Origin of the sequence: Variovorax sp. PBL-E5, assembly GCF_901827185.1 — a bacterium.
GTDB lineage: Bacteria > Pseudomonadota > Gammaproteobacteria > Burkholderiales > Burkholderiaceae_C > Variovorax.
Genome location: NZ_LR594671.1, coordinates 1,121,309 through 1,141,417 on the forward strand (window position 1 = coordinate 1,121,309; position 20,109 = coordinate 1,141,417).

The window sequence follows — 20,109 nt, forward strand, 5'->3', positions numbered from 1 at the left end:
TGGCGCGCAATCATGACAGCGCAGGGGGCTTCGTTCCTAGCATCGAAGCTTCATTCAACGAACCGTTGCCCTGCTGGAGACCGTCATGTCAGATCGCTACCGCCTTTACGGCGTCCTCGCCTCGCCGTACGCGGCCAAGTTGCGCGCCTTGCTGCGCTATCGCCACATCCCCTTCGACTGGATGCCGGCCAGTTTCGACTGGGCGCCCGACTTCCAGCTCGTGCGGCCCGAGCTGGCCGAGGTGAAGCCGCGCATCGTGCCGATCCTCTGGTATCCGCACGACCGCTCCTTCCACACCGACTCGACCTTCATCGCGCTCGATCTGGAGCAGCTGCATCCGGGCCATCGCTCGGTGGTGCCGGCCGATCCGGGGCTGGCGTTCCTGTCGAACCTGATCGACGACTTCGGCGACGAGTGGGGCGTGAAGATCGCGTTCCAGTACCGCTGGGGCAACGAGAGCGACCGCAACGCGACCAACCGGCTCGTGATGGGCGAGCTGCTCGGCGGCGGCGTGGCGCAGGCGACGATCGCGCATGCAGCCGACCAGTTCCGCGACCGCCAGGTGTCGCGCATGCCGCTGGTCGGTGCCACGCCGCAGAACGCGCCGGTCATCGAGGCCACCTATGCGCGCGTGCTCGATGCGATGAGCCGGCTGCGCGAGACGCAGAGCTATCTCTTCGGCTCGCGCCCGTCGCTGGGCGACTTCGGTCTGTTCGGCGCGCTCTTCACCTGCCGCAACGATCCGACGCCGGCCGAGATCATGCGGCGCAGTTCGCCCGGCACGCTGGACTGGATCTACGCGCTCGACGAGGCCTCGGGCGTGCAGGGCGAATGGCTGCCCGATGCCACGGCGCTGCCTGCGGGCGCGATCGACCTGCTGCGCGTCATCGGCGATGCTTACCTGCCGTTCCTGGTTGCCAATGCAGCGGCGGTCGAACGCGGCGAGCCGACGGTGCGCGTCGAGCTGCTCGGCCGCAGCTACAGCCAGGGCGCGTTCCGCTACCAGGCCAAGTGCCTGCGCTGGCTGCGCGACGAGTGGCGCGGCCTCGACGGCGCCGCGCGCGAACGCGTCGAACCCGTGCTGCGCGCCACCGGCTGCCTCGCCGCGCTGCAACCATGACGCTCGCGACCGATGCAGAGGCCACGGCGCCGGACGCCGCGCTCGACCTGCACTACTGGCCCACGCCCAACGGCTGGAAGATCTCGATCCTGCTGGAGGAACTGGGCGTGCCGTACCGGCTCGTCAAGGTCGACATCCGCCGTGGCGATCAGTTCGAGCCGGCCTACCTGCGCATCAATCCCAACAACCGCATCCCCGCGCTGGTCGACCATGCACCGGCCGATGGCGGGCCGCCGCTGGCGCTCTTCGAGTCGGGCGCGATCATGATGTACCTGGCCGACAAGCACGGCCGCTTCTGGTCCACCGAACTGCGCCGGCGGCACGAGACGAGCCAGTGGCTGATGTGGCAGATGTCGGGCCTCGGGCCGACCGCGGGCCAGGTGCATCACTTCAACGAATACGCGGCCGAGCCGGTGCCCTACGCGATCGATCGCTTCAACAACGAGATCCACCGGCTGTATGGCGTGCTGGAGCGCCGGCTGGCCGATCGGCCTTACCTGGCCGGCGACTATTCGATCGCCGACATCGCATGCTGGGTCTGGGTGCGGCTGTGGCGCCATCACCACCTGGACATCGAGACCTTTCCGGCGCTGGCGCAATGGCTGGCCACGATCGCGGCGCGGCCCGCGGTCAACCGCGGCTTCCGCACGGCCAACGAATGGCGCGAAGGCCGCTCCACCATGACGCCGGAGGCGCGCGCCGTGCTGCTCGGGCAGCGCGCCCGATGACCGCGCCGCCGACCCTGGAGGTCGACGTTGCCGTCGTCGGCGGCGGCTCGGCGGGCATGGCCGCCTACCGCGCGGCCGTCGCGGCGGGTGCGCGCACGGTGCTGATCGAAGGCGGCGACTTCGGCACCACCTGCGCCCGCGTGGGCTGCATGCCGAGCAAGCTGCTGATCGCGGCGGCCGATGCGGCGCATGCGGGCGACACGGCCTCGGACTTCGGCCTGCCGGCGCCTGCGCCACGTGCCGGCGATGCGCTCGCGGGCGTGATGGACCGCGTGCGGCGCGAGCGCGACCGCTTCGTCGGCTTCGTGCTGCGCGAGGTCGAGGCCTATCCGGCCACCGACAAGCTTGCCGGTGTCGCGCGCTTCGTCGGCGACCATGTGCTCGTGGTCACGCACGCGAACGGCGATGCGACGCGCGTGCACGCGGGCCGCATCGTGCTCGCCACCGGCTCCGTGCCGGTCGTGCCGCGCGAACTCGATGCGGTGCGTGCGCTGTGCCTCACCACCGACAGCCTGTTCGAGCTGCCCCATCTGCCGGCCAGCGCGGCCATCGTCGGCGCCGGCGTCGTCGCGCTCGAGCTGGGACAGGCCCTGCATCGACTGGGCGTGCGCGTGCGGCTGTTCGGCCGCGGCGGGCGGCTGGGCGTGCTCACCGATCCCGAAGTGCATCGCCAGGCCTGCGCGGTCTGGGCCGATGCGCTGCCGCTCGAATGCGATGCGCGTGCGGTCTTCCACGCCGATGGCGGCGAGGTGCGGGTCGACTACGTGACGCGGGACGGCAGCCGGGCGAGCGAGCGCTTCGCCTGCGTCATCGCGGCCGCCGGCCGCGCGCCCAGGCTGCCGGCCGGCCTCGAGACCACCTCGTGGGGTGCCGCCGTCGCGGCGGGCGCCTGGGGCTTCGACCGCACCACGATGCAGGTCGGCGCCAGCCCGGTCTTCGTTGCCGGCGATGCGAGCGGCGAGGACAGCCTGCTGCACGAAGCGGTCGACGAGGGACGCATCGCCGGCCGCAACGCCGCGAGCTTTCCGCGCGTGCGCGGTGGCGAGCGGCGCGCGCGCCTGTCGATCGCATTCACCCATCCGCAGATGGCGATCGTCGGCGGCGGCTGGGCGCTGGCGCAACGCGCGGGCGATGTCGTGGTCGGCCAGGCCTCCTTCGCCAACCAGGGGCGCAGCCGCGTGATGCTGCGCAACCGCGGGCTGCTGCGCGTCTACGCCGATCGCGCGGGGTTCTTTCTGGGTGCGGAGATGTTCGGCCCGGATGCCGAGCACCTCGGTCATCTGATGGCGTGGGCGCTGCAGGCGCGCATGCGCATCGACCAGATGCTGTCCATGCCCTTCTACCATCCGGTGGTCGAAGAGGGCCTGCGCACCGCGCTGCGCGATGCGCGGCGAAGCGCGCGGACCGAAGCCTGACCGGGCCCGCGCGCGGCGCTCACTTGCTGGCGGTCGGCTTGCCGAAGTCCTTCATCTCCTTGTCGAGCAGGTAGGCCCGGATCTCTTCGATCTCCCGCGGCTTCAGGTCGGTGGAAAACGAAGGCATGCCGCGCGGCTCCCGGCCGTCCGTGACGGTGACCCGGAAAGCCTCGGCGCTGAGGATCATCGGCGAGCGCCGCAGATCGGGAACGAGCCCGCCGCTTTCGCCGCCTACGCCGTGGCACTTGGCGCAGTAGATGCCGAAGTCCTTGTTGCCGTTCGCGATGACGGCGGCGCCGGCGTCGGTACCGGTCGGTACGCGGTGGCTCACCGCCTGCGGCGCGAGGGGCGGCAGCTTGTCGCTGCCGCCGAGCTTGAAGACCAGCAAGCGGCTGACGTTGCGCACGCCCGTGAAGTTGTCGGCCTCGCCGCCCACCATCGGCGCGCCGCCGCCCCAGCCGGCGAGCAGAGCCACGTACTGATCGCCATCGATCATGTAGGTGGATGCGCTGGCGATGATGCCGGTCTGCGCATCGAAGTCCCAGAGCGTCTTGCCGGTGTCGGCCGCGTAGGCGACGAACTTGCCGAAGGCATTGCCCTGGAACACGAGGTTGCCATCGGTGACCAGCGCGCCGCCGTTCCAGACCGACTCGTGCGGCACCTTCCACACCACCTTGCGCTGGACCGGATCCCACGCGATCAGCGCGCCGCTGGCGAAGCTCTTCGGGAAGGACGTGCCTTCGTAGAAGGCGCTGCCCGTGTTGAAGTTGCTGGGTCGATGGACGAAGCCCGCGCCTTCGTTCTTGTAGGCACCCGCCATCTCCTGGTAGGGGATATAGACCAGGCCGGTCTTGTGGCTCAGCGCCATCGGCTGCCAGCTGTGCGCGCCATAGGGGCCGGGCCACATGACGATCGGCTTTTTCTCATAGCGCACGCCCGGCTCTTCCACCGGGCGGCCCGTCTTCAGGTCGACCTTGCTGGCCCACGTCACCTTGCCGACCTTGTCGGCGGACAGCAGCTCGCCGGTCGCGCGGTCGAGCACGTAGTAGAAGCCGTTCTTCGGCAGCTGCATCAATACCTTGCGCTGCCTGCCCTTGATCTTCAGGTCGGCCAGAACCATGTTCGCGGTGGCCGTGTAGTCCCAGCTTTCGCCGGGCGTCGTCTGGTAGTACCAGACCAGCTTGCCGGTGGCAGGCCGGATGGCGAGGATCGACGACAGGAACAGGTTGTCGCCGCCGCCGGGACTGCGGATCTCGCGGTTCCACGGCGATCCGTTGCCGGTGCCGACATAGAGCAGGTCGAGCTCGGGGTCGTAGTTCATGTTGCCCCACGCGTTGCCGCCGCCGCCGCCGTTCTTCCAGTAGTTGTCGCCCTTCCAGGTCTTGGCGGCCATCGCGAGTTCTTCGTGTTCGTACGGCTTGGACGGATCGCCGGGCACGATGAAGAAGCGCCACAGCTGCTTGCCGCTGTTCACGTCGTAGGCCGTGATGTAGCCACGCGCGCCGAAGTCGGCGCCGCTGTTGCCGATCACCACGATGTTCTTCATGACCAGCGGCTGGCCGGTGATCGTGTAGGGCTTGGTCCGGTCGACGGTCTGTACCTCCCATGCGACCTTGCCGGTGGCGCGGTCGAGCGCGACGAGCCGCCCGTCGATGACGCCCACGAACACCTTGTCGCCCCACAGCGCGACGCCCCGGTTGACCGCATCGCAGCAGATGTCCTTCGACACCTGCTTGACCGCGCCGGGGTCGTAGTGCCAGATCTCCTTGCCGGTGCGCGCATCCACGGCCATGACGTGGCCCCAGGGCAGCGAGAAGTACATGACGCCGTCCGCCACCAGCGGCGTGGCCTCGAGGCCCCGATCGGTCGGCAGATCGAGATGCCATGCCAGGCCGAGCTTGGCGACGTTCTTCGCGTTGATCGTCGCGAGCGGGCTCGAGAAGGTGCCGGTGTAGGTGCGTCCGGCAGCGAGCCACTCGTCGCCGCCTTGCTTGGGCCGGGCAAGATCTTCGCCGCCGATCGGTGTGAAGCCGGGCGCGGCCATCGCGTGCTGCGGCGCCGCGGCACCCAAGGCCAGCACGGCGGCCAGTACGAATCCGGGTCTGAATGAAGTCACGTTGAATCTCCTTTTTTGATGAACTAGTAGGCAAGGCACACGGACTTGATGCGCGTGAAGGCCTCCACGCCGGCGCGTCCCATTTCCACGCCCATGCCGGACTGCTTGTCGCCGCCGAAGCTGAAGTTCGGATCGATCACCCCGTGCGTGTTGACGTACACCAGACCGGCTCGAATCCTCGGAATCAATCGCATCACTTCGCCGACATCGCGCGACCAGATGCTCGAGGCGAGGCCGTAGCTCGTGCCGTTTGCCTTGGCCACCAGGTCATCGAGGTCGTCGAAAGGCGTGGCCACCAGCACGGGCCCGAAGATCTCCTCCTGCACCACGCGCATGCCGTGCGCCGCGTCCACCAGGATGGTCGGCGGATAGAAGAAGCCGCGCGCGTCGCCGCCGGTGCTGCCCGCATAGGCGATGCGCGCGCCCTCGGCCACGCCGCCGTCCACGTACTGCGTGACGCGGTCGAGTTGTTTGCGCGAAACCAGCGGTGTCATGCCCGAATCGGGATTCATGCCGGGACCGCACTGCATGGCGCGGGCGTGCTGCGCGACGCCGTCGAGCACCTCGTCGAAGATCGAGCGGTGCACGTACAGCCTGGAGCCGGCCGCACAGACCTGGCCGGCATTGAAGAAGATCGCGCCGGCCGCGCCCGCTGCGGCGAGTGACACGTCCGCATCCTTCAACACCATGAACGGCGACTTGCCGCCCATCTCGAGCGTGAAGCGCGTGACGTTCTCCAGTGCCGAACGGCCGACGAGCTTGCCGACTTCCGTGGAGCCGGTGAAGGAGATCTTGTCGATGCCCGGATGCATCGCCAGCGCCGCACCCGCGGTGTGCCCCAGGCCCGTGACGACATTGAGGACGCCCGGCGGCAAGCCGGCTTCCGCGCAGAGTTCGGCGAAGCGAAGTGCCGTGAGCGGCGTTTCCTCCGCCGGCTTCAGCACCACCGTGCAGCCGGCCGCGAGGGCCGGTGCGATCTTCATCACGGCCAACAGCAGCGGGAAGTTCCAGGGCACGATCGCGCCCACCACGCCGAGTGCCTCGCGCACGGTGAAGGCGCGATAGGCCGTGCCCTGCGGAAAGGGGATCGACACGTCCACCGTCTGGCCTTCGAGCTTGGTGGCCCAGCCCGCCATGTAGCGCATGCATTCGGCCGTGTAGGCGATGTCGAGCGCGCGCGCGTAGGTGATGGACTTTCCCTGGTTCAGTGTTTCGATCTGCGCCAGCTCCTCGGCGTTGTCCTCGATCAGCTGCGCGAGCCTGAGCAGCACGCGCTCGCGGTCGGCGGGCCGCATGGCGCGCCACGGACCCTCGAAGGCCCGGCGCGCTGCGGCCACCGCGGCATCGATGTCGGCGGCGCCTCCGGCCGGGACTCGGCACAGGACGTCCCCGGTCGCGGGATCGAACACCGGAAGCGATGCGCCTTCCCGGCTGTCGACGCCGATGCCGTCGATGTGGAGTTGGTGGGTCCGGGCGAGAAAGGAGCGGACCGATTCGAGTGTCTCGACTTGTGCCATGTGTTGTCTCTTGAGTTGCGAAAGCGAAGGGTTGGCCGAGGCCAAGCGGACTCTAGATTCCGCCGCGTCGACGGCCGTACAGGGAGCGGGCCAACCGATCCAGAGATCGTGACAATCGACGCCCCGAAGCTTCGACCTCCGCCTGCGAGGCGCTGCTGTCGTGCCGAGCCATCCGGTGCTGGCAAGTTTTCGATATGGATCGGCGCGAATGCGCCAGCCCGCGCCCGGCTCCATGTCTAGACTGCGGAGCCCACGCCGACATGAACGACACCCACCACTTCCTCCGACGCGCCGTTTGCGTGCTGCTCGTGCTTGCACTGCATCCCCTGGCCGCTGTCGCGCAGGCGCTGCCATCCAGCCAGGACGAGGCGCGCCCGGACACCTTGCCCGCGGTCACCGTCTCGACGCCGCGCGGCGCGGCGCCGCCTTTCGACGTGCCGGGCTCGGTCGACCGTGTGGAGGGCGAGGACATGCGCGACAGCCGGTTGCAGGTGAACCTCTCCGAAAGCCTCGGGGCCGTGCCCGGCCTGTTGATCCAGAACCGGCAGAACTACGCGCAGGACCTGCAGCTGTCGGTGCGCGGCTTCGGCGCCCGCTCGACCTTCGGCGTGCGCGGTGTGCGGCTCTATGTCGACGGCATTCCGGCCACGCTGCCCGACGGCCAGGGGCAGACCTCCAACATCGACATCGGCTCGATCGACCATGTCGAGGTCCTGCGCGGCCCGTTCTCCGCGCTCTACGGCAATTCGTCGGGCGGCGTGCTGCAGGTGTTCACCGGGGACGGCGAGGGCGCGCCGAGGCTGGGCTTTTCGCTGGCCGCCGGCAGCTACGGCACCACGCGGGCCGCGACGCAGCTCGGCGGTTCGTCCGGCGCGATCGATTACCTGCTCAGCGGCAGTCACTTCGAAATCGACGGTGCACGCGAGCACAGCGCCGCGCGGCGCGACATCGCCAACGGCAAGCTCGGCATCCGGCTGGACGACGGCAGCCAGCTCACGCTGATCCTGAACAGCGTGCACCTGCAGGCGCAGGACCCGTTGGGACTGGCGGCCACGGACTATGCACTGAACCCGCATGCGGCCCCGCTCGCGACGCAGTACGACACGCGCAAGAGCGTGGACCAGACGCAGCTCGGCCTGCTGTACGAACGCCGCATCGATGCCGACAACGCGCTGCGCCTGATGGTCTACGGCGGCGAGCGAAAGACGACGCAGTTCCAGGCGATCCCGCCTTCGGCGCAGCTCAATCCGCTCAACGCGGGCGCGGTGATCGGCCTCGATCGCGACTACGCCGGCATCGACCTGCGCTGGAGCAGCCACCTGCAGCTGGCCGGCCGGCCTTTCGATCTCGTGGCCGGCCTTGCGTACGACGACCTGCGCGAGCATCGCACCGGCTTCGAGAACTTCATCGGCCCGGCCGCGTCGCCCCTGCTGCTGGGCGTGCAGGGCCGGCTGCGCCGCGACGAGCGCAACGAAGCGAGCAACCTCGATCCCTATGTGCAGGGCACCTGGCAGTTCGCCGATCGCTGGACACTCGAGGCGGGTGTGCGCCGCAGCAGCGTGCGCTTCGACTCGCAGGACCGCTACATCGTCGGTGCCAATGGCGATGGCAGCGGCCGCGCGCGCTACGGGCAGGCGCTGCCGGTGGCTTCGCTGCGCTATCAGCCGACGCGCGATCTCGCGCTCTACGTTTCTGCGGGCCGCGGCTTCGAGACGCCGACGCTGAACGAACTTTCCTACCGGCCCGATGGCCTCGGCGGACTCAACTTCGCGCTGCAGCCCGCGGTCAGCGAGAGCGTCGAAGCCGGCGCCAAGGCGCGCCTCGCGGGCGGCCTTCTGACGGCCGCGGTGTTCCAGACACGCACCCGCGACGAGATCGTGACCGACACCAACGTCGGCGGCCGCGCCACCTACCAGAATGCCGGCCGCACGCGACGCGATGGCTTCGAGCTCGCCTGGCAGCACGAGACCGCGAACCACTGGCGCACGCAACTGGCCTACACCTGGCTCGATGCGCGCTACCGCGACGCCTTCTGTTCGCCGTCGCCTTGCGTTGCCGGCAACACGGTGGCCGCCGGGAGCCTCATGCCCGGGATCGCGCGCAATGCGCTGTTCGCTTCTTTCGGCTGGGCGCCGCCCGAGGGTTGGCGCGCCGGCGCCGAGTTGCGCGCGCTCGGCCGCATCCAGGCCAACGACCGCAACACCGCTGCCGCGCCGGGCTATGCGGTGGTGGCTTTGTCGGCCGGCTACGTCCGGCACTGGCAGCATTGGGAGTTCAACGCCTTCGCGCGCGTCGACAACCTCTTCGATCGGCGCTATGCCGGTTCGGTGATCGTCAACGAAGGCAACGCGCGCTACTTCGAGCCCGCACCGGGACGGAACTGGACGATCGGCATGGGTGGGGCGTATCGTTTCTGAATGAGCTTCAAGGATCGACGCGATGCGGGCCGCGCGCTGGCGCAGGCGCTTGTCGCGTGGCGCGGGCAATCCGGTCTGCTGGTGCTCGCGCTGCCGCGCGGCGGCGTGCCGGTGGCCTGGGAGGTGGCGCGCTTCCTGCGCGCGCCGCTCGATGTGCTGGTCGTGCGCAAGCTCGGCTATCCGGGGCAGGAGGAATATGCGATGGGCGCGATCGCTGGCGGTGGCGTGCGCGTGATGGCCGATCCATCCGGTGGCTGGCCGGTTTCGCGCGATGCGCTGGAGGCCGTGGTTGCACGCGAGGAGGCCGAGCTGTCACGGCGCGAGCAGCACTACCGCGGCGATCGCCCGCCGCTCGTGCTGGCCGGCCGCGTGCTGCTGCTGGTCGATGATGGGCTGGCCACTGGCGCCACGATGCGCGCGGCTGTCACCGCAGCCCGCGCGGGCGGGCCGCAGCGCATCGTGGTGGCGGTGCCGGTGGCTTCGCGCGATGCGGTCCGCAACCTGCAGGCCGTGGCCGACGAGGTCGTGTGCGTCCTCACGCCCGAGGACTTCCACGCGGTCGGCCTCTGGTACGCGGATTTCACGCAGACCAGCGACGAGGAAGTCTGCCGCCTGCTGCGAGACGGCAGCGGCTGATCAGAGCCCGGCGGCCGCGCGCAGCTTGGCCGCGTTGGCCGTGCTTTCCCAGGTGAACTCGGGCTCCTCGCGGCCGAAGTGGCCGTAGGCCGCGGTCTTGCCGTAGATCGGGCGCAGCAGGTCGAGCATCTGGACGATGCCCTTCGGGCGCAGGTCGAAGTGTTCCTGGATCAGCGCGGCGATCTTCTCGTCGGAGATCACGCCCGTGCCTTCGGTGTAGACCGTGACGTTCATCGGCCGCGCCACGCCGATCGCGTAGGCGACCTGGATCTGGCACTGGCGCGCGAGGCCGGCGGCGACGATGTTCTTGGCCACGTAGCGCGCGGCATAGGCGGCCGAGCGGTCGACCTTGCTCGGGTCCTTGCCCGAGAACGCGCCGCCGCCGTGCGGGCAGGCGCCGCCGTAGGTGTCGACGATGATCTTGCGGCCGGTGAGGCCGCAGTCGCCCTGCGGGCCGCCGGTGACGAAGCGGCCGGTCGGGTTGATCAGGTACTTGGTTTCCTTCAGCCACTCCTTGGGCAGCACCGGCTTGATGATCTCCTCGATGATGGCCTCGGTGAACGAGGCCTTCATCCTGGTCGGCGTCTCGCTCTGGTCGGGATGGTGCTGCGTGGAAAGCACCACGGTGTCGATGCTGTGCGGCTTGCCGTCGACGTAGCGCATCGTGACCTGGCTCTTGGCATCGGGCCGCAGGAAAGGCAGCCGGCCGTCCTTGCGCAACTGGGCCTGGCGTTCGACCAGGCGGTGCGCGTAGTAGATCGGCGCGGGCATCAGCTCGGGGGTTTCGTCGCAGGCGTAGCCGAACATCAGGCCCTGGTCGCCGGCGCCGGTGTTGAGGTGGTCGTCGCTCGCATGGTCGACGCCCTGTGCGATGTCGTTGGACTGCTTGTCGTAGCAGACCATGACGGCGCAGCCCTTGTAATCGATGCCGTAGTCGGTGTTGTCGTAGCCGATGCGCTTGATGGTGTCGCGTGCGACCTGGATGTAGTCGACATGGGCGTTGGTGGTGATCTCACCGGCCAGCACCACGAGGCCGGTGTTGGTCAGCGTCTCGGCGGCGACGCGCGAGCGCGGGTCCTGGGCAAAGATCGCATCGAGAATCGCGTCCGAGATCTGGTCGGCGACCTTGTCGGGGTGGCCTTCGGAAACGGATTCGGAAGTGAAGAGAAAGTCGTTCGCCATGTCGATGAAACTCCAAACAGTTGAATTGGCGCGTTGCCAACCCGTCGGGAGCCTTGGCGAACGCTTTAGCAGTGATGTTTAACGTCGCCCTGCAAGTAGTTCCAATAACTCAGCGACAATTTGCATTCTATTCGAGCCGCGCTGTACCCTGCGCGCGCGTCATGGTTTTCACCCCCTCGTTGTCGATGACATCTCTGTTCCGATTGCTCGCCCGTGTGCCGCTGCCCTGGATGCATGCGGTGGGCGGATGGCTGGGATGGCTGGTCTGGTGGACGGCGCCGGACTACCGGCGCCGTTTCCGGGAGAACGCCGAACGCGCCGGCTTCGCGCCCGCGCAGTACCGCCCGGCCATCGCGGCGGCCGGCGCGATGGTGGCCGAACTGCCCTGGCTGTGGATGCGGCCGCAGGGCGAGAGCCTGCTGCCGCACATCGTGCGCTGGGAAGGCATCGAGGCCTTCGAGGCGGCGCTGGCCGCGCGCAAGGGCGTGATCCTGGTCTCGCCGCACATCGGCAGTTGGGAGACTTTCGGCCAGGCGGTGGGCGAGCGCTTCTTCGAGGCCTACGGCCCGATCACCGCGCTGTTCCGCCCGGCCCGCAAGAAGTGGATGGCCGAGCTCATGGCCGGTTCGCGCGACCGCCGCGGCCTGCAGACGCTGCCGACCAGCGTGGCCGGGGTTCGCGGGCTGATCCGCACGCTGCGGGCCGGCGGCTACACGGGCATCCTGCCGGACCAGGTGCCGCCGCTCGGACAGGGCGTCTGGGCGCCGTTCCTGGGGCGGCCGGCCTACACCATGACCCTGCTGCTGCGCCTGGCCCGCCAGACCGGCGCGCGCGTGTTCCTCGGTGTGTGCGAGCGCCTGCCGCGCGGTGCGGGCTACGTCATCCGCTTCGAGCCTTTCGACGGCACGGCGCTGAGCGATCCCAAGGCGACGCCCGAGGCCGGCGCGGCCGCGATGAACGAAGGCATCGCCGCGCTCATCCGCCGACTGCCGGGCCAGTACGTCTGGGACTACGCGCGCTTCAAGGCGCCGCGTGGCGACATCGCTGAGAGGGCCGAGGCATGAGCTTTTCGTCGCGCCTGGGGGTCGGCTTCATGCGCACGCTGGCCCACGTGCCGCTGCCGCTGGTGCGCGGTTTCGGCGCCGTGCTCGGGCGCGTGCTGCACGGCGTCGCGGTGTCGCGCAGGCGCGTGGTCGACACCAATCTGGCCCTGTGCTTTCCGGACAAGTCGGCCGAGGAGCGCCGCCGCATCGCGCGCGAGACCTTCGTCTATGTGGCGCAGTCCTGGCTCGATCGAAGCTGGCTCTGGCATGCGCCGCCAGCGATGGTGGCGAAGCGGCTCAAGGTGCACGGCGCGGCCGTGGAAATCGACGAGATCGCCAACGGCGACGAGCCGATGATCCTGTTCGCGCCGCATTTCTACGGCCTCGATGCCGCGGCCACGGCGCTGACGATGCACACGGCACGGCCGTCGACCACCATCTACACGACGCAGCGCGACCCGACGGTGGACGAGTGGATCCGCGAGGGCCGCAAGCGCTTCGGCAACGTGATCACCCTGAACCGCGTCGACGGCATCAAGCCGATCGTCGCGGGGCTGCGCAAGGGCGGCCTGCTGTACCTGCTGCCCGACATGGATTTCGGCCGCGAGCAGACGGTGTTCGTGCCTTTCTTCGGCGTGCTGGCGGCGACGGTGCCGTCGCTCTCGCGCTTCGCGCGGCTGGGCCGCGCGAAGGTCGTGCCGGTGGTGTCGAAACTCACGAAGCAGGGCTACGAGATCGAAGTGCTGCCGGCCTGGCAGAACTTCCCCACCGACGACGCGGTGGCGGACACCGCCCTGATGAACGAGCGGCTGGCCGGCTACATCGACGCGATGCCCTCGCAGTACTACTGGGTGCACCGGCGCTTCAAGACGCGCCCGGAAGGCGAGGCGACGGTTTACTGAGCGCGTTGCAGGAAGGCCTCGATCTCCGCGGCAACGAACTGCGGCTGCTCGTGCACCAGCCAGTGCGTGGCGCCCGGCACCTTGCGGAGCTCGAGCTTCGGCACATAGTCCTCCAGCCCTTCGAGCAAGCCGGGCAGGAGGGCCGCATCGTCGAGCGCCCACAGCACGAAGGTCGGTGCGGCGACGGTCAGGCGCTCGCGCGGCAGCGTCGGAATCTCGGGCGCAGGGCCGCCGGGCATCGCCGGCTTCATCGGCGTGACGCGGTAGAGGTTGCACGCCCCGGTCAGGCCCGCGTTCCAGACTTCGCGGTACTGGCTCTTGACCGCTTCGGTCAGCCAGCCGAAACCGTCCGGTCCTGCCTTCATCAGCGTGAAGAAGGGCCACATGCGCTTGAAGTCGTCGGCCGCCAGCAGCGCTTCCGCGCCGGGCTTGGCGAGGAAGTTCATGTAGGCACTGGCGGCCTGCTGTGCCGGATTGTTCAGCAACTCGCGCGTGAAGATGCCGGGATGCGGCGAGTTGATGATGACCAGCTTGCCGAGCCTGTCGCCATGCTGGTTGGCATAGCCCCAGCCGAAGGCGCCGCCCCAGTCGTGGGCGACCAGCGCCTCGATGCGGCCGTTGGCGCTTTCGCTCTCGGCGAGCTGCGCGATGTCCTGCACCATCAGGTGCGGGCGGTAGGCCGAGACCTCGGTGGGCGCGCTCGATTGCTCGAAGCCGCGCAGGTTCGGCGCGATGCAGCGATAGCCGCCATGTGCGGCCTCGGCAAAGTGCTCGAGCAATTCGTCCCAGATGAACGCGGCCTCGGGAAAGCCGTGCAGGAACACCATCAGCGGCCGGCCCGGCGCGCCGGTGGCGCGGCAACTGAGGGTGGTGCCGTTCGGCAGCGTGCGGGCAAAGGTCTCGATCATGGCTCGGTCTCCTCGTCGTGCGGATGCGCCCAGTGCCACAGCAGCTCGGCGGCTTCGTCGACGCCCTGCAGCTTCAATGCGGAGAACAGTTTGACCTCGCCGCCGCCGGCCTGCAGTCGCGCAATCGACAGCGCCTTCGCGCCGTCGGAGCGCGTGAGCTTGTCGGCCTTGGTCAGCAGCACGAGGAACTTGAGCCCTTGTTCGACGCGTGGCCGGATGACGTCGAGCAGGATGTCGTCGAGCTCGGTGAGGCCGTGCCGCGGGTCGCACATCAGGACCACGCCGCGCAGGTTCTCGCGCGTCATCAGGTAGTTGCCCATCACGCGCTGCCAGCGCAGCTTGGCTTCCTTCGGCACGGCCGCATAGCCGTAGCCCGGCAGGTCGGCGAGCACCGCGTCGTCGAGCTTCTGCTTGCCGACGCCGAAGAGGTTGATGTGCTGTGTGCGGCCGGGCGTCTTGGACGCGAAGGCCAGACGGGTCTGCTGCGTGAGCGTGTTGATGGCCGTCGATTTGCCGGCGTTGGAGCGGCCGACGAAGGCGATCTCGGGCAGCGTGAAGGGTGGCAGATGCTCGAGCTGCGGCGCGCTCGTGAGGAAGTGCGCGGTGTGCAGCCAGCCGCGCGCGATGCGCACGCGTTCGGCCGTTGCGGCGTCCGTCGCAGGCGCGCTGCGACGGGCATAGGAGGCCGGCTTGCGCGGCGGGGTTGTCATCGATGGGCTTTCGGAGCGGGGCGCCATTGTAGAATCGCGGGGTTTTGCGCCATAAATCCGAGCCCCCGATATGAAGTTGTTTGCCCATTTTCTGCTTGCAGCCCTCGTGGGCGTCGCCGCCAACGCCAGCTTCGCGGCCGACGAGCACCCCGCCGCCCCGGCTGCAGCGGCTGCCAAGCCCAAGCCCGATCTGGCCAAGGGCGAGGCGGCATTCACCGCCAAGGCCTGTGCCTCGTGCCACAACGCCGACGGCAATTCGGCGATCGCCGCCAACCCCAAGCTCGCCGAGCAGCATCCCGAGTACATCCTCAAGCAGCTGGAGGAATTCAAGTCGGGCAAACGCAAGAACGCCATCATGAGCGGCATGGCGGCCACGCTGACCGACGACGAGATGCGCGACATCGCCTGGTTCGTCGCCTCCAAGAAGGAGAAGCTGGGCTTCGCGAAGGAAAAGGACCTGGTCGCGCTGGGCGAGAAGATCTACCGCGGCGGCATTGCCGACCGTCAGGTCCCGGCCTGTGCCGGCTGCCACAGCCCCAACGGTGCGGGCATTCCGGCGCAGTACCCCCGGCTGGCCGGCCAGCATGCCGAGTACGTCGCCTCGGAGCTCACGCAATTCCGCGACGGCGTGCGCCTGAACAGCATCCAGATGACCGGCGTCGCGGCCAAGCTCAACGACCGCGAGATCAAGGCAGTGGCGGACTACATCGCCGGCTTGCGTTGATTCACGGCCTTTCTGCGTGAACTAACCGCCGATAACAACCCCAAACAAGGCGGGCCGATCCTAACGAGGATGGCCCGCCTTTTCTCTTTCCCAGGCTTCTTTCTTCCCCATGTCAGTTTCCACCCACGGCCTTCGAGTCCGCAGCGGCCCCCCGGTGGCCCGCGCGGCGGTGGAGCTGTTCTCGTCGATGCGCTTCGCAATCGCGCTGCTCACGATCATCTGCATCGCATCGATCATCGGCACCGTGCTCAAGCAGCAGGAGCCGATCAACAACTACATCAACCAGTTCGGGCCGTTCTGGGCCGAGTTCTTCCGCGTGGCGCGGCTCGACACGGTCTACAGCGCCTGGTGGTTCCTGATGATCCTGGCGTTCCTCGTGATCAGCACCTCGCTGTGCATCGCGCGCAATACGCCACGCATCTTTGCCGATCTGAAGACCTTCAAGGAAGGCATCCGCGTCCAAAGCCTCAAGGCCTTCGGCCAGCGGGCCGAGGCCGTGCTCGGCGAGATACCGGATGCAGCCGCCAACCGCATCGGCCAGCTGCTGACGAGCGGCGGCTGGAAGGTCAAGCTGCAGCATCGTGACGGCGACGGCTGGATGGTGGCCGCGCGCACGGGCGGCGCGCACAAGCTCGGCTACATCGCGGCCCACAGCGCGATCGTGCTGGTGTGCCTGGGCGGCCTGCTCGACGGCGACCTGGTGGTGCGCGCGCAGACCTGGCTCAACGGCAAGAGCGTGTACAGCGGCGGCGGCATGATCGCCGACGTCGCGCCGGAACACCGCCTGTCGCCGAGCAACCCGACCTTCCGCGGCAACATCCTGGTGCCCGAAGGCGGCCAGTCGAGCGTCGCGATCCTCAATCAGTCCGACGGCGTGCTGCTGCAGGAGCTGCCGTTCTCGATCGAGCTCAAGAAATTCATCGTCGACTACTACTCGACCGGCATGCCCAAGCTGTTCGCGAGCGATGTGGTGCTGCACGATCGCGCGACCGGCGAAGCCAAGCCGGTGCGCATCGAGGTCAACCATCCAGCCAGCTACAAGGGTGTCGAGATCTACCAGTCGAGCTTCGACGACGGCGGTTCTCACGTCAAGCTCAAGGCGGTGCCGATGGCGGCCGCGGCCAAGCCCTTCGAGATCGAGGGCACCATCGGCAGCAGTTCTGAAATCACCAACGGCACCGACCGGCTCACGCTCGAGTACACGGCGCTGCGCGTGATCAACGTCGAGAACTTCGGCGAAGGCGATAACGGCCCGATGACCAGCGGCGCCGACGTGCGCAAGGTCGATCTGCGCCACGAGCTCGAAGACCGTCTGGGCGCCGCCAACAAGACCAACAAGCCGAAGACGCTGCGCAACATCGGGCCGAGCATCGGCTACAAGCTGCGCGATGCGTCGGGCCAGGCACGCGAGTTCCAGAACTACATGGTCCCGGTCGACACCGGCGACGGCCAGCCGGTGTTCCTGCTCGGCGTGCGCGAGCGTCCCGAGGATGCGTTCCGCTATCTGCGCGTGCCGGCCGACGACCAGGGCTCGATGGACGGCTTCGTGCGCATGCGTGCCGTGCTGGCCGATCCCGACTTGCGTGCGCGTGCGGTCGATCGCTACGTGGTGCGCGTGACCGATCCGAAGCGCAAGGAGCTGGTCGACCAGCTGCGCAGCTCGGCCGCGCGCGCGCTGGCGCTGTTCGCGGGCGCCGAGCGCGCCAAGCCGGATGCCGCGACCACCGGCGGCTGGCAGGCGATCGCCGAATTCATGGAGGCCAACGTGCCGCAGGCCGAGCGCGAGCGCGCCGGTACCGTGCTGGTGCGCATCCTCAACGACGTGCTCTTCGAGGTGCTCAACCTGAGCCGCGAGAAGGCGGGCCTCGCCGATCTGCCGGCCGACGAGAAGTCGCAGGCCTTCCTCACGCAGGCGGTGCTCGCCATCAGCGACGCACACCTCTACCCGGCACCCGTGGCGATGATGATGACCGACTTCAAGCAGGTGCAGGCCAGCGTGTTCCAGGTGGCCCGAGCCCCTGGGAAGAAAGTTGTCTATCTGGGCTGCCTGTTGCTGATCACCGGTATTTTTGCGATGCTGTTCGTGCGTGAACGCAGGCTTTGGGTCTGGCTGGCGAAGGACGGTGCCGGCGGCACGGCGGCCACCATGGCCTTCTCGGTCAATCGCAAGACCATCGACAGCGATCGCGAATTCGAGCATCTCAAGCACAGGCTGCTCGCCATCAGGAAAGACACAGCGTCATGACGACCACCACACTCACGCTCAACGACAGCTGGCTCTCGCGCCGCAACACCTTCGACTGGGTGTTCGCTGCGCTGGTGGTGGCCGGCGGCTTCTTCGCCTTCTCGCGCCATGCCGTGACGATGGACTACTACGAGAAGCTCATCCTGGTGGCCGCATTGGTCGCCATGGTCTGTCTGGGCTGGTTCTGGCGGCCGCTGCGGGTGCTGGCGATCGTGGTCGCCTGCGCGGCTCTGCTGGCGATCAGCTCGTACCAGGGCGATCTGGCGCGCGCGGACACGGTGTTCTGGCTCAAGTACTTCCTGTCGAGCCAGTCGGCCATCCTCTGGATGAGCGTGCTCTTCTTCATGAGCACGCTGTTCTACTGGATCGGCTTCTTCGGCGGCAAGCAAGGCGATGCGATGGACCTCATCGGCTCGCGACTCGCCTGGGCGGGCGTGACGATGGCGCTGATCGGCTCGATGGTGCGCTGGTACGAAAGCCACCTGCTCGGCCCCGACATCGGCCATATCCCGGTCAGCAACCTCTACGAGGTGTTCGTTCTCTTCTCCTGGCTGACGGCGGCGTTCTATCTGTACTTCGAATGGCGCTATCGCACGCGCGCGCTCGGCGCCTTCGTGATGCTGGTGGTCAGTGCCGCGGTCGGTTTCCTGCTCTGGTATACGCTGGTGCGCGACGCGCACGAGATCCAGCCGCTGGTGCCGGCGCTCCAGAGCTGGTGGATGAAGCTGCACGTGCCCGCCAACTTCATCGGCTACGGCACCTTCTCGCTAGCGGCGATGGTCGCGTTCGCCTACCTCATCAAGGAGCAGGCGCTGGAGACGCGCTGGTACAAGCTCACGCCGATCTGGCTGCTGGGCGTGGCGATGTGCTTCGTGCCGGTCGCATTCCGCCAGCGTGCGCAGGAGGCGGGCGGCAGCTACTGGGTCGGCTATGCGGCCATCGCGGCGTTGATCGCCGCCGGCATCCTGCTGGGCCGCAAGCGCATCGCGGCGCGGCTGCCGGCCAGCGAGGTGCTCGACGATGTGATGTACAAATCCATCACGGTGGGCTTCGCGTTCTTCACCATCGCCACGGTGCTGGGTGCGCTGTGGGCGGCCGACGCGTGGGGCGGCTACTGGAGCTGGGACCCGAAGGAAACCTGGGCGCTGATCGTCTGGCTCAACTATGCGGCATGGCTGCACATGCGGCTGGTCAAGGGGCTGCGAGGCACCGTGGCGGCGTGGTGGGCGCTCGGCGGGCTGGCGGTGACCACCTTCGCCTTCCTCGGCGTCAACATGTTCCTGAGCGGGCTGCACAGCTACGGCACGCTCTAGGGCGGTGCGCGGGTGGCCCGTGGGCTTGGTTCTTCGCGAAGCGTTTGAAACCACCGGAACATCCGCCGTGTAAACGAATCGACATGGCAATGAACTCCTTCGAGTCCACGGCCATCGAGGCGAAAGGCAATTCATGTTGATTCGGTCCGGTGACGACGGCTTCATTCATCCTCGTTCGAGCGACATCACGCCGCGCAGCATCTACGAGGGGCGCCGCGACATGCTGAAGCTGCTGGCCACCGGCGCGGCAGGGGCCGCCATGGCGTCCTGGGCTGCGCGCGACGCCGGCGCGCAGACCCCGGTGCCCGGCAAGCTGGTGCCGCTGCCCGGCGCGAAGTCCGCCGTGGCAGGCGCGCAGACCACGGAAAAACTGACCGAGTACAAGGACGCGACCAGCTACAACAACTACTACGAGTTCGGCACCGACAAGACCGATCCGGCCAAGAACGCCGGCACGCTGAAGACGCGGCCGTGGACCGTCGAGGTCGAAGGCCTGGTCAAGAAGCCGGGCAAGTACGGCATCGACGACCTGATCAAGCTCAGTGCGCAGGAGGAGCGCATCTATCGCCTGCGCTGCGTGGAAGGCTGGTCGATGGTCATTCCCTGGGTCGGCTACTCGCTGGCCGAGTTGATCAGGAAGGTCGAGCCCCAGCCCAGCGCGAAGTACGTCGAGTTCGTCACGCTGGCCGATCCCAAGACCATGCCTTTCGTCGGTTCGCGCGTGCTCGACTGGCCCTACACCGAAGGGTTGCGCATGGACGAGGCGATGCACCCGCTCACCCTGCTGGCCTTCGGCATGTACGGCGAGGTGCTGCCCAACCAGAACGGCGCGCCGGTGCGCGTCGTTGTGCCCTGGAAGTACGGCTTCAAGAGCGGCAAGTCGATCGTCAAGATCCGTTTCGTCGAGAAGGAGCCCGGCACCGCATGGAACAAGGCGGCGGCAAACGAATACGGCTTCTATTCGAACGTGAACCCCAACGTCGACCATCCGCGCTGGAGCCAGGCGACCGAGCGGCGCATCGGCGACGGCGGTGGCCTGTTCGCCAAGCGCAGGAAGACCGAGATGTTCAATGGCTACGAGGCGCAGGTGGGCCAGCTCTATGCCGGCATGGATCTGAAGAAGTTCTACTGAG

At 68.2% G+C, this 20,109-nt stretch carries 16 protein-coding genes; 11 read left to right on the forward strand and 5 right to left on the reverse strand.

Translation table 11 applies throughout. The annotated features are described in order from the left end of the window. The first annotated feature begins 85 nt into the window (after positions 1-85). The 3 genes from WDLP6_RS05405 to WDLP6_RS05415 are packed head-to-tail and all read left to right on the forward strand — an operon-like array spanning position 86 to position 3,263. Positions 86-1,120 (forward strand): glutathione S-transferase N-terminal domain-containing protein, encoded by a 1,035-nt coding sequence (locus WDLP6_RS05405; protein WP_162591531.1) that lies wholly within the window; start codon positions 86-88, stop codon positions 1,118-1,120. After that, positions 1,117-1,848 carry a glutathione S-transferase N-terminal domain-containing protein gene (locus WDLP6_RS05410; RefSeq protein WP_162591532.1) on the forward strand — a complete coding sequence of 244 codons (732 nt, stop codon included), beginning with the start codon at positions 1,117-1,119 and terminating at the stop codon, positions 1,846-1,848. The genes WDLP6_RS05405 and WDLP6_RS05410 overlap by 4 nt, the downstream gene beginning before the upstream one ends. After that, positions 1,845-3,263 (forward strand): dihydrolipoyl dehydrogenase, encoded by a 1,419-nt coding sequence (locus WDLP6_RS05415; RefSeq protein ID WP_162591533.1) that lies wholly within the window; start codon positions 1,845-1,847, stop codon positions 3,261-3,263. The genes WDLP6_RS05410 and WDLP6_RS05415 overlap by 4 nt, the downstream gene beginning before the upstream one ends. A gap of 19 nt (positions 3,264-3,282) precedes the next feature. On the opposite strand, the gene WDLP6_RS05420 is transcribed toward WDLP6_RS05415, so the two are convergent. Both WDLP6_RS05420 and WDLP6_RS05425 read right to left on the reverse strand, forming a co-directional pair. Then, a complete protein-coding gene (locus WDLP6_RS05420; RefSeq protein ID WP_197910140.1) occupies positions 3,283-5,379 on the reverse strand; it encodes a PQQ-dependent dehydrogenase, methanol/ethanol family in 2,097 nt (698 codons plus the stop codon). Positions 5,380-5,402: 23 nt separating this feature from the next. Next, positions 5,403-6,896 (reverse strand): aldehyde dehydrogenase family protein, encoded by a 1,494-nt coding sequence (locus tag WDLP6_RS05425; RefSeq protein WP_162591534.1) that lies wholly within the window; start codon positions 6,894-6,896, stop codon positions 5,403-5,405. A gap of 260 nt (positions 6,897-7,156) precedes the next feature. On the opposite strand from WDLP6_RS05425, the gene WDLP6_RS05430 reads away from it, so the two are divergent. Together WDLP6_RS05430 and WDLP6_RS05435 are read left to right on the forward strand one after the other, a co-directional pair. Next, positions 7,157-9,313: a TonB-dependent receptor family protein gene (locus WDLP6_RS05430; protein ID WP_162591535.1), complete on the forward strand. Its 2,157-nt coding sequence runs from the start codon at positions 7,157-7,159 to the stop codon at positions 9,311-9,313. Beyond that, positions 9,314-9,949: a phosphoribosyltransferase gene (locus tag WDLP6_RS05435; protein ID WP_162591536.1), complete on the forward strand. Its 636-nt coding sequence runs from the start codon at positions 9,314-9,316 to the stop codon at positions 9,947-9,949. Here the strand turns inward: WDLP6_RS05435 and metK are convergent, their stop codons facing one another. After that, positions 9,950-11,131 carry a methionine adenosyltransferase gene (metK, locus tag WDLP6_RS05440; protein ID WP_162591537.1) on the reverse strand — a complete coding sequence of 394 codons (1,182 nt, stop codon included), beginning with the start codon at positions 11,129-11,131 and terminating at the stop codon, positions 9,950-9,952. Positions 11,132-11,316: 185 nt separating this feature from the next. On the opposite strand from metK, the gene WDLP6_RS05445 reads away from it, so the two are divergent. Together WDLP6_RS05445 and WDLP6_RS05450 are read left to right on the forward strand one after the other, a co-directional pair. Beyond that, positions 11,317-12,195 carry a lysophospholipid acyltransferase family protein gene (locus WDLP6_RS05445; RefSeq protein WP_162591538.1) on the forward strand — a complete coding sequence of 293 codons (879 nt, stop codon included), beginning with the start codon at positions 11,317-11,319 and terminating at the stop codon, positions 12,193-12,195. After that, positions 12,192-13,076 (forward strand): lysophospholipid acyltransferase family protein, encoded by an 885-nt coding sequence (locus WDLP6_RS05450; RefSeq protein ID WP_162591539.1) that lies wholly within the window; start codon positions 12,192-12,194, stop codon positions 13,074-13,076. Before WDLP6_RS05445 ends, WDLP6_RS05450 begins: the two co-directional genes overlap by 4 nt. Here the strand turns inward: WDLP6_RS05450 and WDLP6_RS05455 are convergent. Both WDLP6_RS05455 and yihA read right to left on the reverse strand, forming a co-directional pair. Beyond that, positions 13,070-13,984, reverse strand: coding sequence for an alpha/beta fold hydrolase (locus tag WDLP6_RS05455; RefSeq protein ID WP_162591540.1), 915 nt, complete (start codon positions 13,982-13,984; stop codon positions 13,070-13,072). The two genes, WDLP6_RS05450 and WDLP6_RS05455, sit on opposite strands and share 7 nt — an antisense overlap. Continuing rightward, complete coding sequence (gene yihA, locus WDLP6_RS05460) at positions 13,981-14,694, reverse strand: ribosome biogenesis GTP-binding protein YihA/YsxC (protein ID WP_162591541.1); 714 nt, start codon at positions 14,692-14,694, stop codon at positions 13,981-13,983. Before yihA ends, WDLP6_RS05455 begins: the two co-directional genes overlap by 4 nt. A 70-nt stretch (positions 14,695-14,764) precedes the next feature. Between yihA and WDLP6_RS05465 the strand changes: the two genes are divergently transcribed. The 4 genes from WDLP6_RS05465 to msrP all read left to right on the forward strand — a co-directional run bounded on the left by WDLP6_RS05465 (position 14,765) and on the right by msrP (position 20,108). Continuing rightward, positions 14,765-15,418: a c-type cytochrome gene (locus WDLP6_RS05465; RefSeq protein WP_162591542.1), complete on the forward strand. Its 654-nt coding sequence runs from the start codon at positions 14,765-14,767 to the stop codon at positions 15,416-15,418. A gap of 109 nt (positions 15,419-15,527) precedes the next feature. After that, a complete protein-coding gene (locus WDLP6_RS05470) occupies positions 15,528-17,663 on the forward strand; it encodes a cytochrome c biogenesis protein ResB (protein WP_162591543.1) in 2,136 nt (711 codons plus the stop codon). After that, entirely contained in the window at positions 17,660-18,976 is a 1,317-nt protein-coding gene (gene ccsB, locus WDLP6_RS05475) for a c-type cytochrome biogenesis protein CcsB (protein ID WP_162566163.1), read from the forward strand. The genes WDLP6_RS05470 and ccsB overlap by 4 nt, the downstream gene beginning before the upstream one ends. A 133-nt stretch (positions 18,977-19,109) precedes the next feature. Beyond that, positions 19,110-20,108, forward strand: a complete 999-nt coding sequence (msrP, locus tag WDLP6_RS05480; RefSeq protein WP_162591544.1) for a protein-methionine-sulfoxide reductase catalytic subunit MsrP — start codon at positions 19,110-19,112, stop codon at positions 20,106-20,108. Position 20,109 lies beyond the last annotated feature (1 nt).

Bases quoted from the DNA above. Each gene is read 5' to 3' on its own strand.
- yihA (WP_162591541.1), bottom strand. From the start codon at position 14,694: ATGACAACCCCGCCGCGCAAGCCGGCCTCCTATGCCCGTCGCAGCGCG.
- WDLP6_RS05470 (WP_162591543.1), top strand. From the start codon at position 15,528: ATGTCAGTTTCCACCCACGGCCTTCGAGTCCGCAGCGGCCCCCCGGTG.
- WDLP6_RS05425 (WP_162591534.1), bottom strand. From the start codon at position 6,896: ATGGCACAAGTCGAGACACTCGAATCGGTCCGCTCCTTTCTCGCCCGG.
- msrP (WP_162591544.1), top strand. From the start codon at position 19,110: ATGTTGATTCGGTCCGGTGACGACGGCTTCATTCATCCTCGTTCGAGC.
- WDLP6_RS05405 (WP_162591531.1), top strand. From the start codon at position 86: ATGTCAGATCGCTACCGCCTTTACGGCGTCCTCGCCTCGCCGTACGCG.
- ccsB (WP_162566163.1), top strand. From the start codon at position 17,660: ATGACGACCACCACACTCACGCTCAACGACAGCTGGCTCTCGCGCCGC.
- WDLP6_RS05455 (WP_162591540.1), bottom strand. From the start codon at position 13,984: ATGATCGAGACCTTTGCCCGCACGCTGCCGAACGGCACCACCCTCAGT.
- WDLP6_RS05450 (WP_162591539.1), top strand. From the start codon at position 12,192: ATGAGCTTTTCGTCGCGCCTGGGGGTCGGCTTCATGCGCACGCTGGCC.
- WDLP6_RS05410 (WP_162591532.1), top strand. From the start codon at position 1,117: ATGACGCTCGCGACCGATGCAGAGGCCACGGCGCCGGACGCCGCGCTC.
- metK (WP_162591537.1), bottom strand. From the start codon at position 11,131: ATGGCGAACGACTTTCTCTTCACTTCCGAATCCGTTTCCGAAGGCCAC.
- WDLP6_RS05435 (WP_162591536.1), top strand. From the start codon at position 9,314: ATGAGCTTCAAGGATCGACGCGATGCGGGCCGCGCGCTGGCGCAGGCG.
- WDLP6_RS05415 (WP_162591533.1), top strand. From the start codon at position 1,845: ATGACCGCGCCGCCGACCCTGGAGGTCGACGTTGCCGTCGTCGGCGGC.
- WDLP6_RS05465 (WP_162591542.1), top strand. From the start codon at position 14,765: ATGAAGTTGTTTGCCCATTTTCTGCTTGCAGCCCTCGTGGGCGTCGCC.
- WDLP6_RS05430 (WP_162591535.1), top strand. From the start codon at position 7,157: ATGAACGACACCCACCACTTCCTCCGACGCGCCGTTTGCGTGCTGCTC.
- WDLP6_RS05445 (WP_162591538.1), top strand. From the start codon at position 11,317: ATGACATCTCTGTTCCGATTGCTCGCCCGTGTGCCGCTGCCCTGGATG.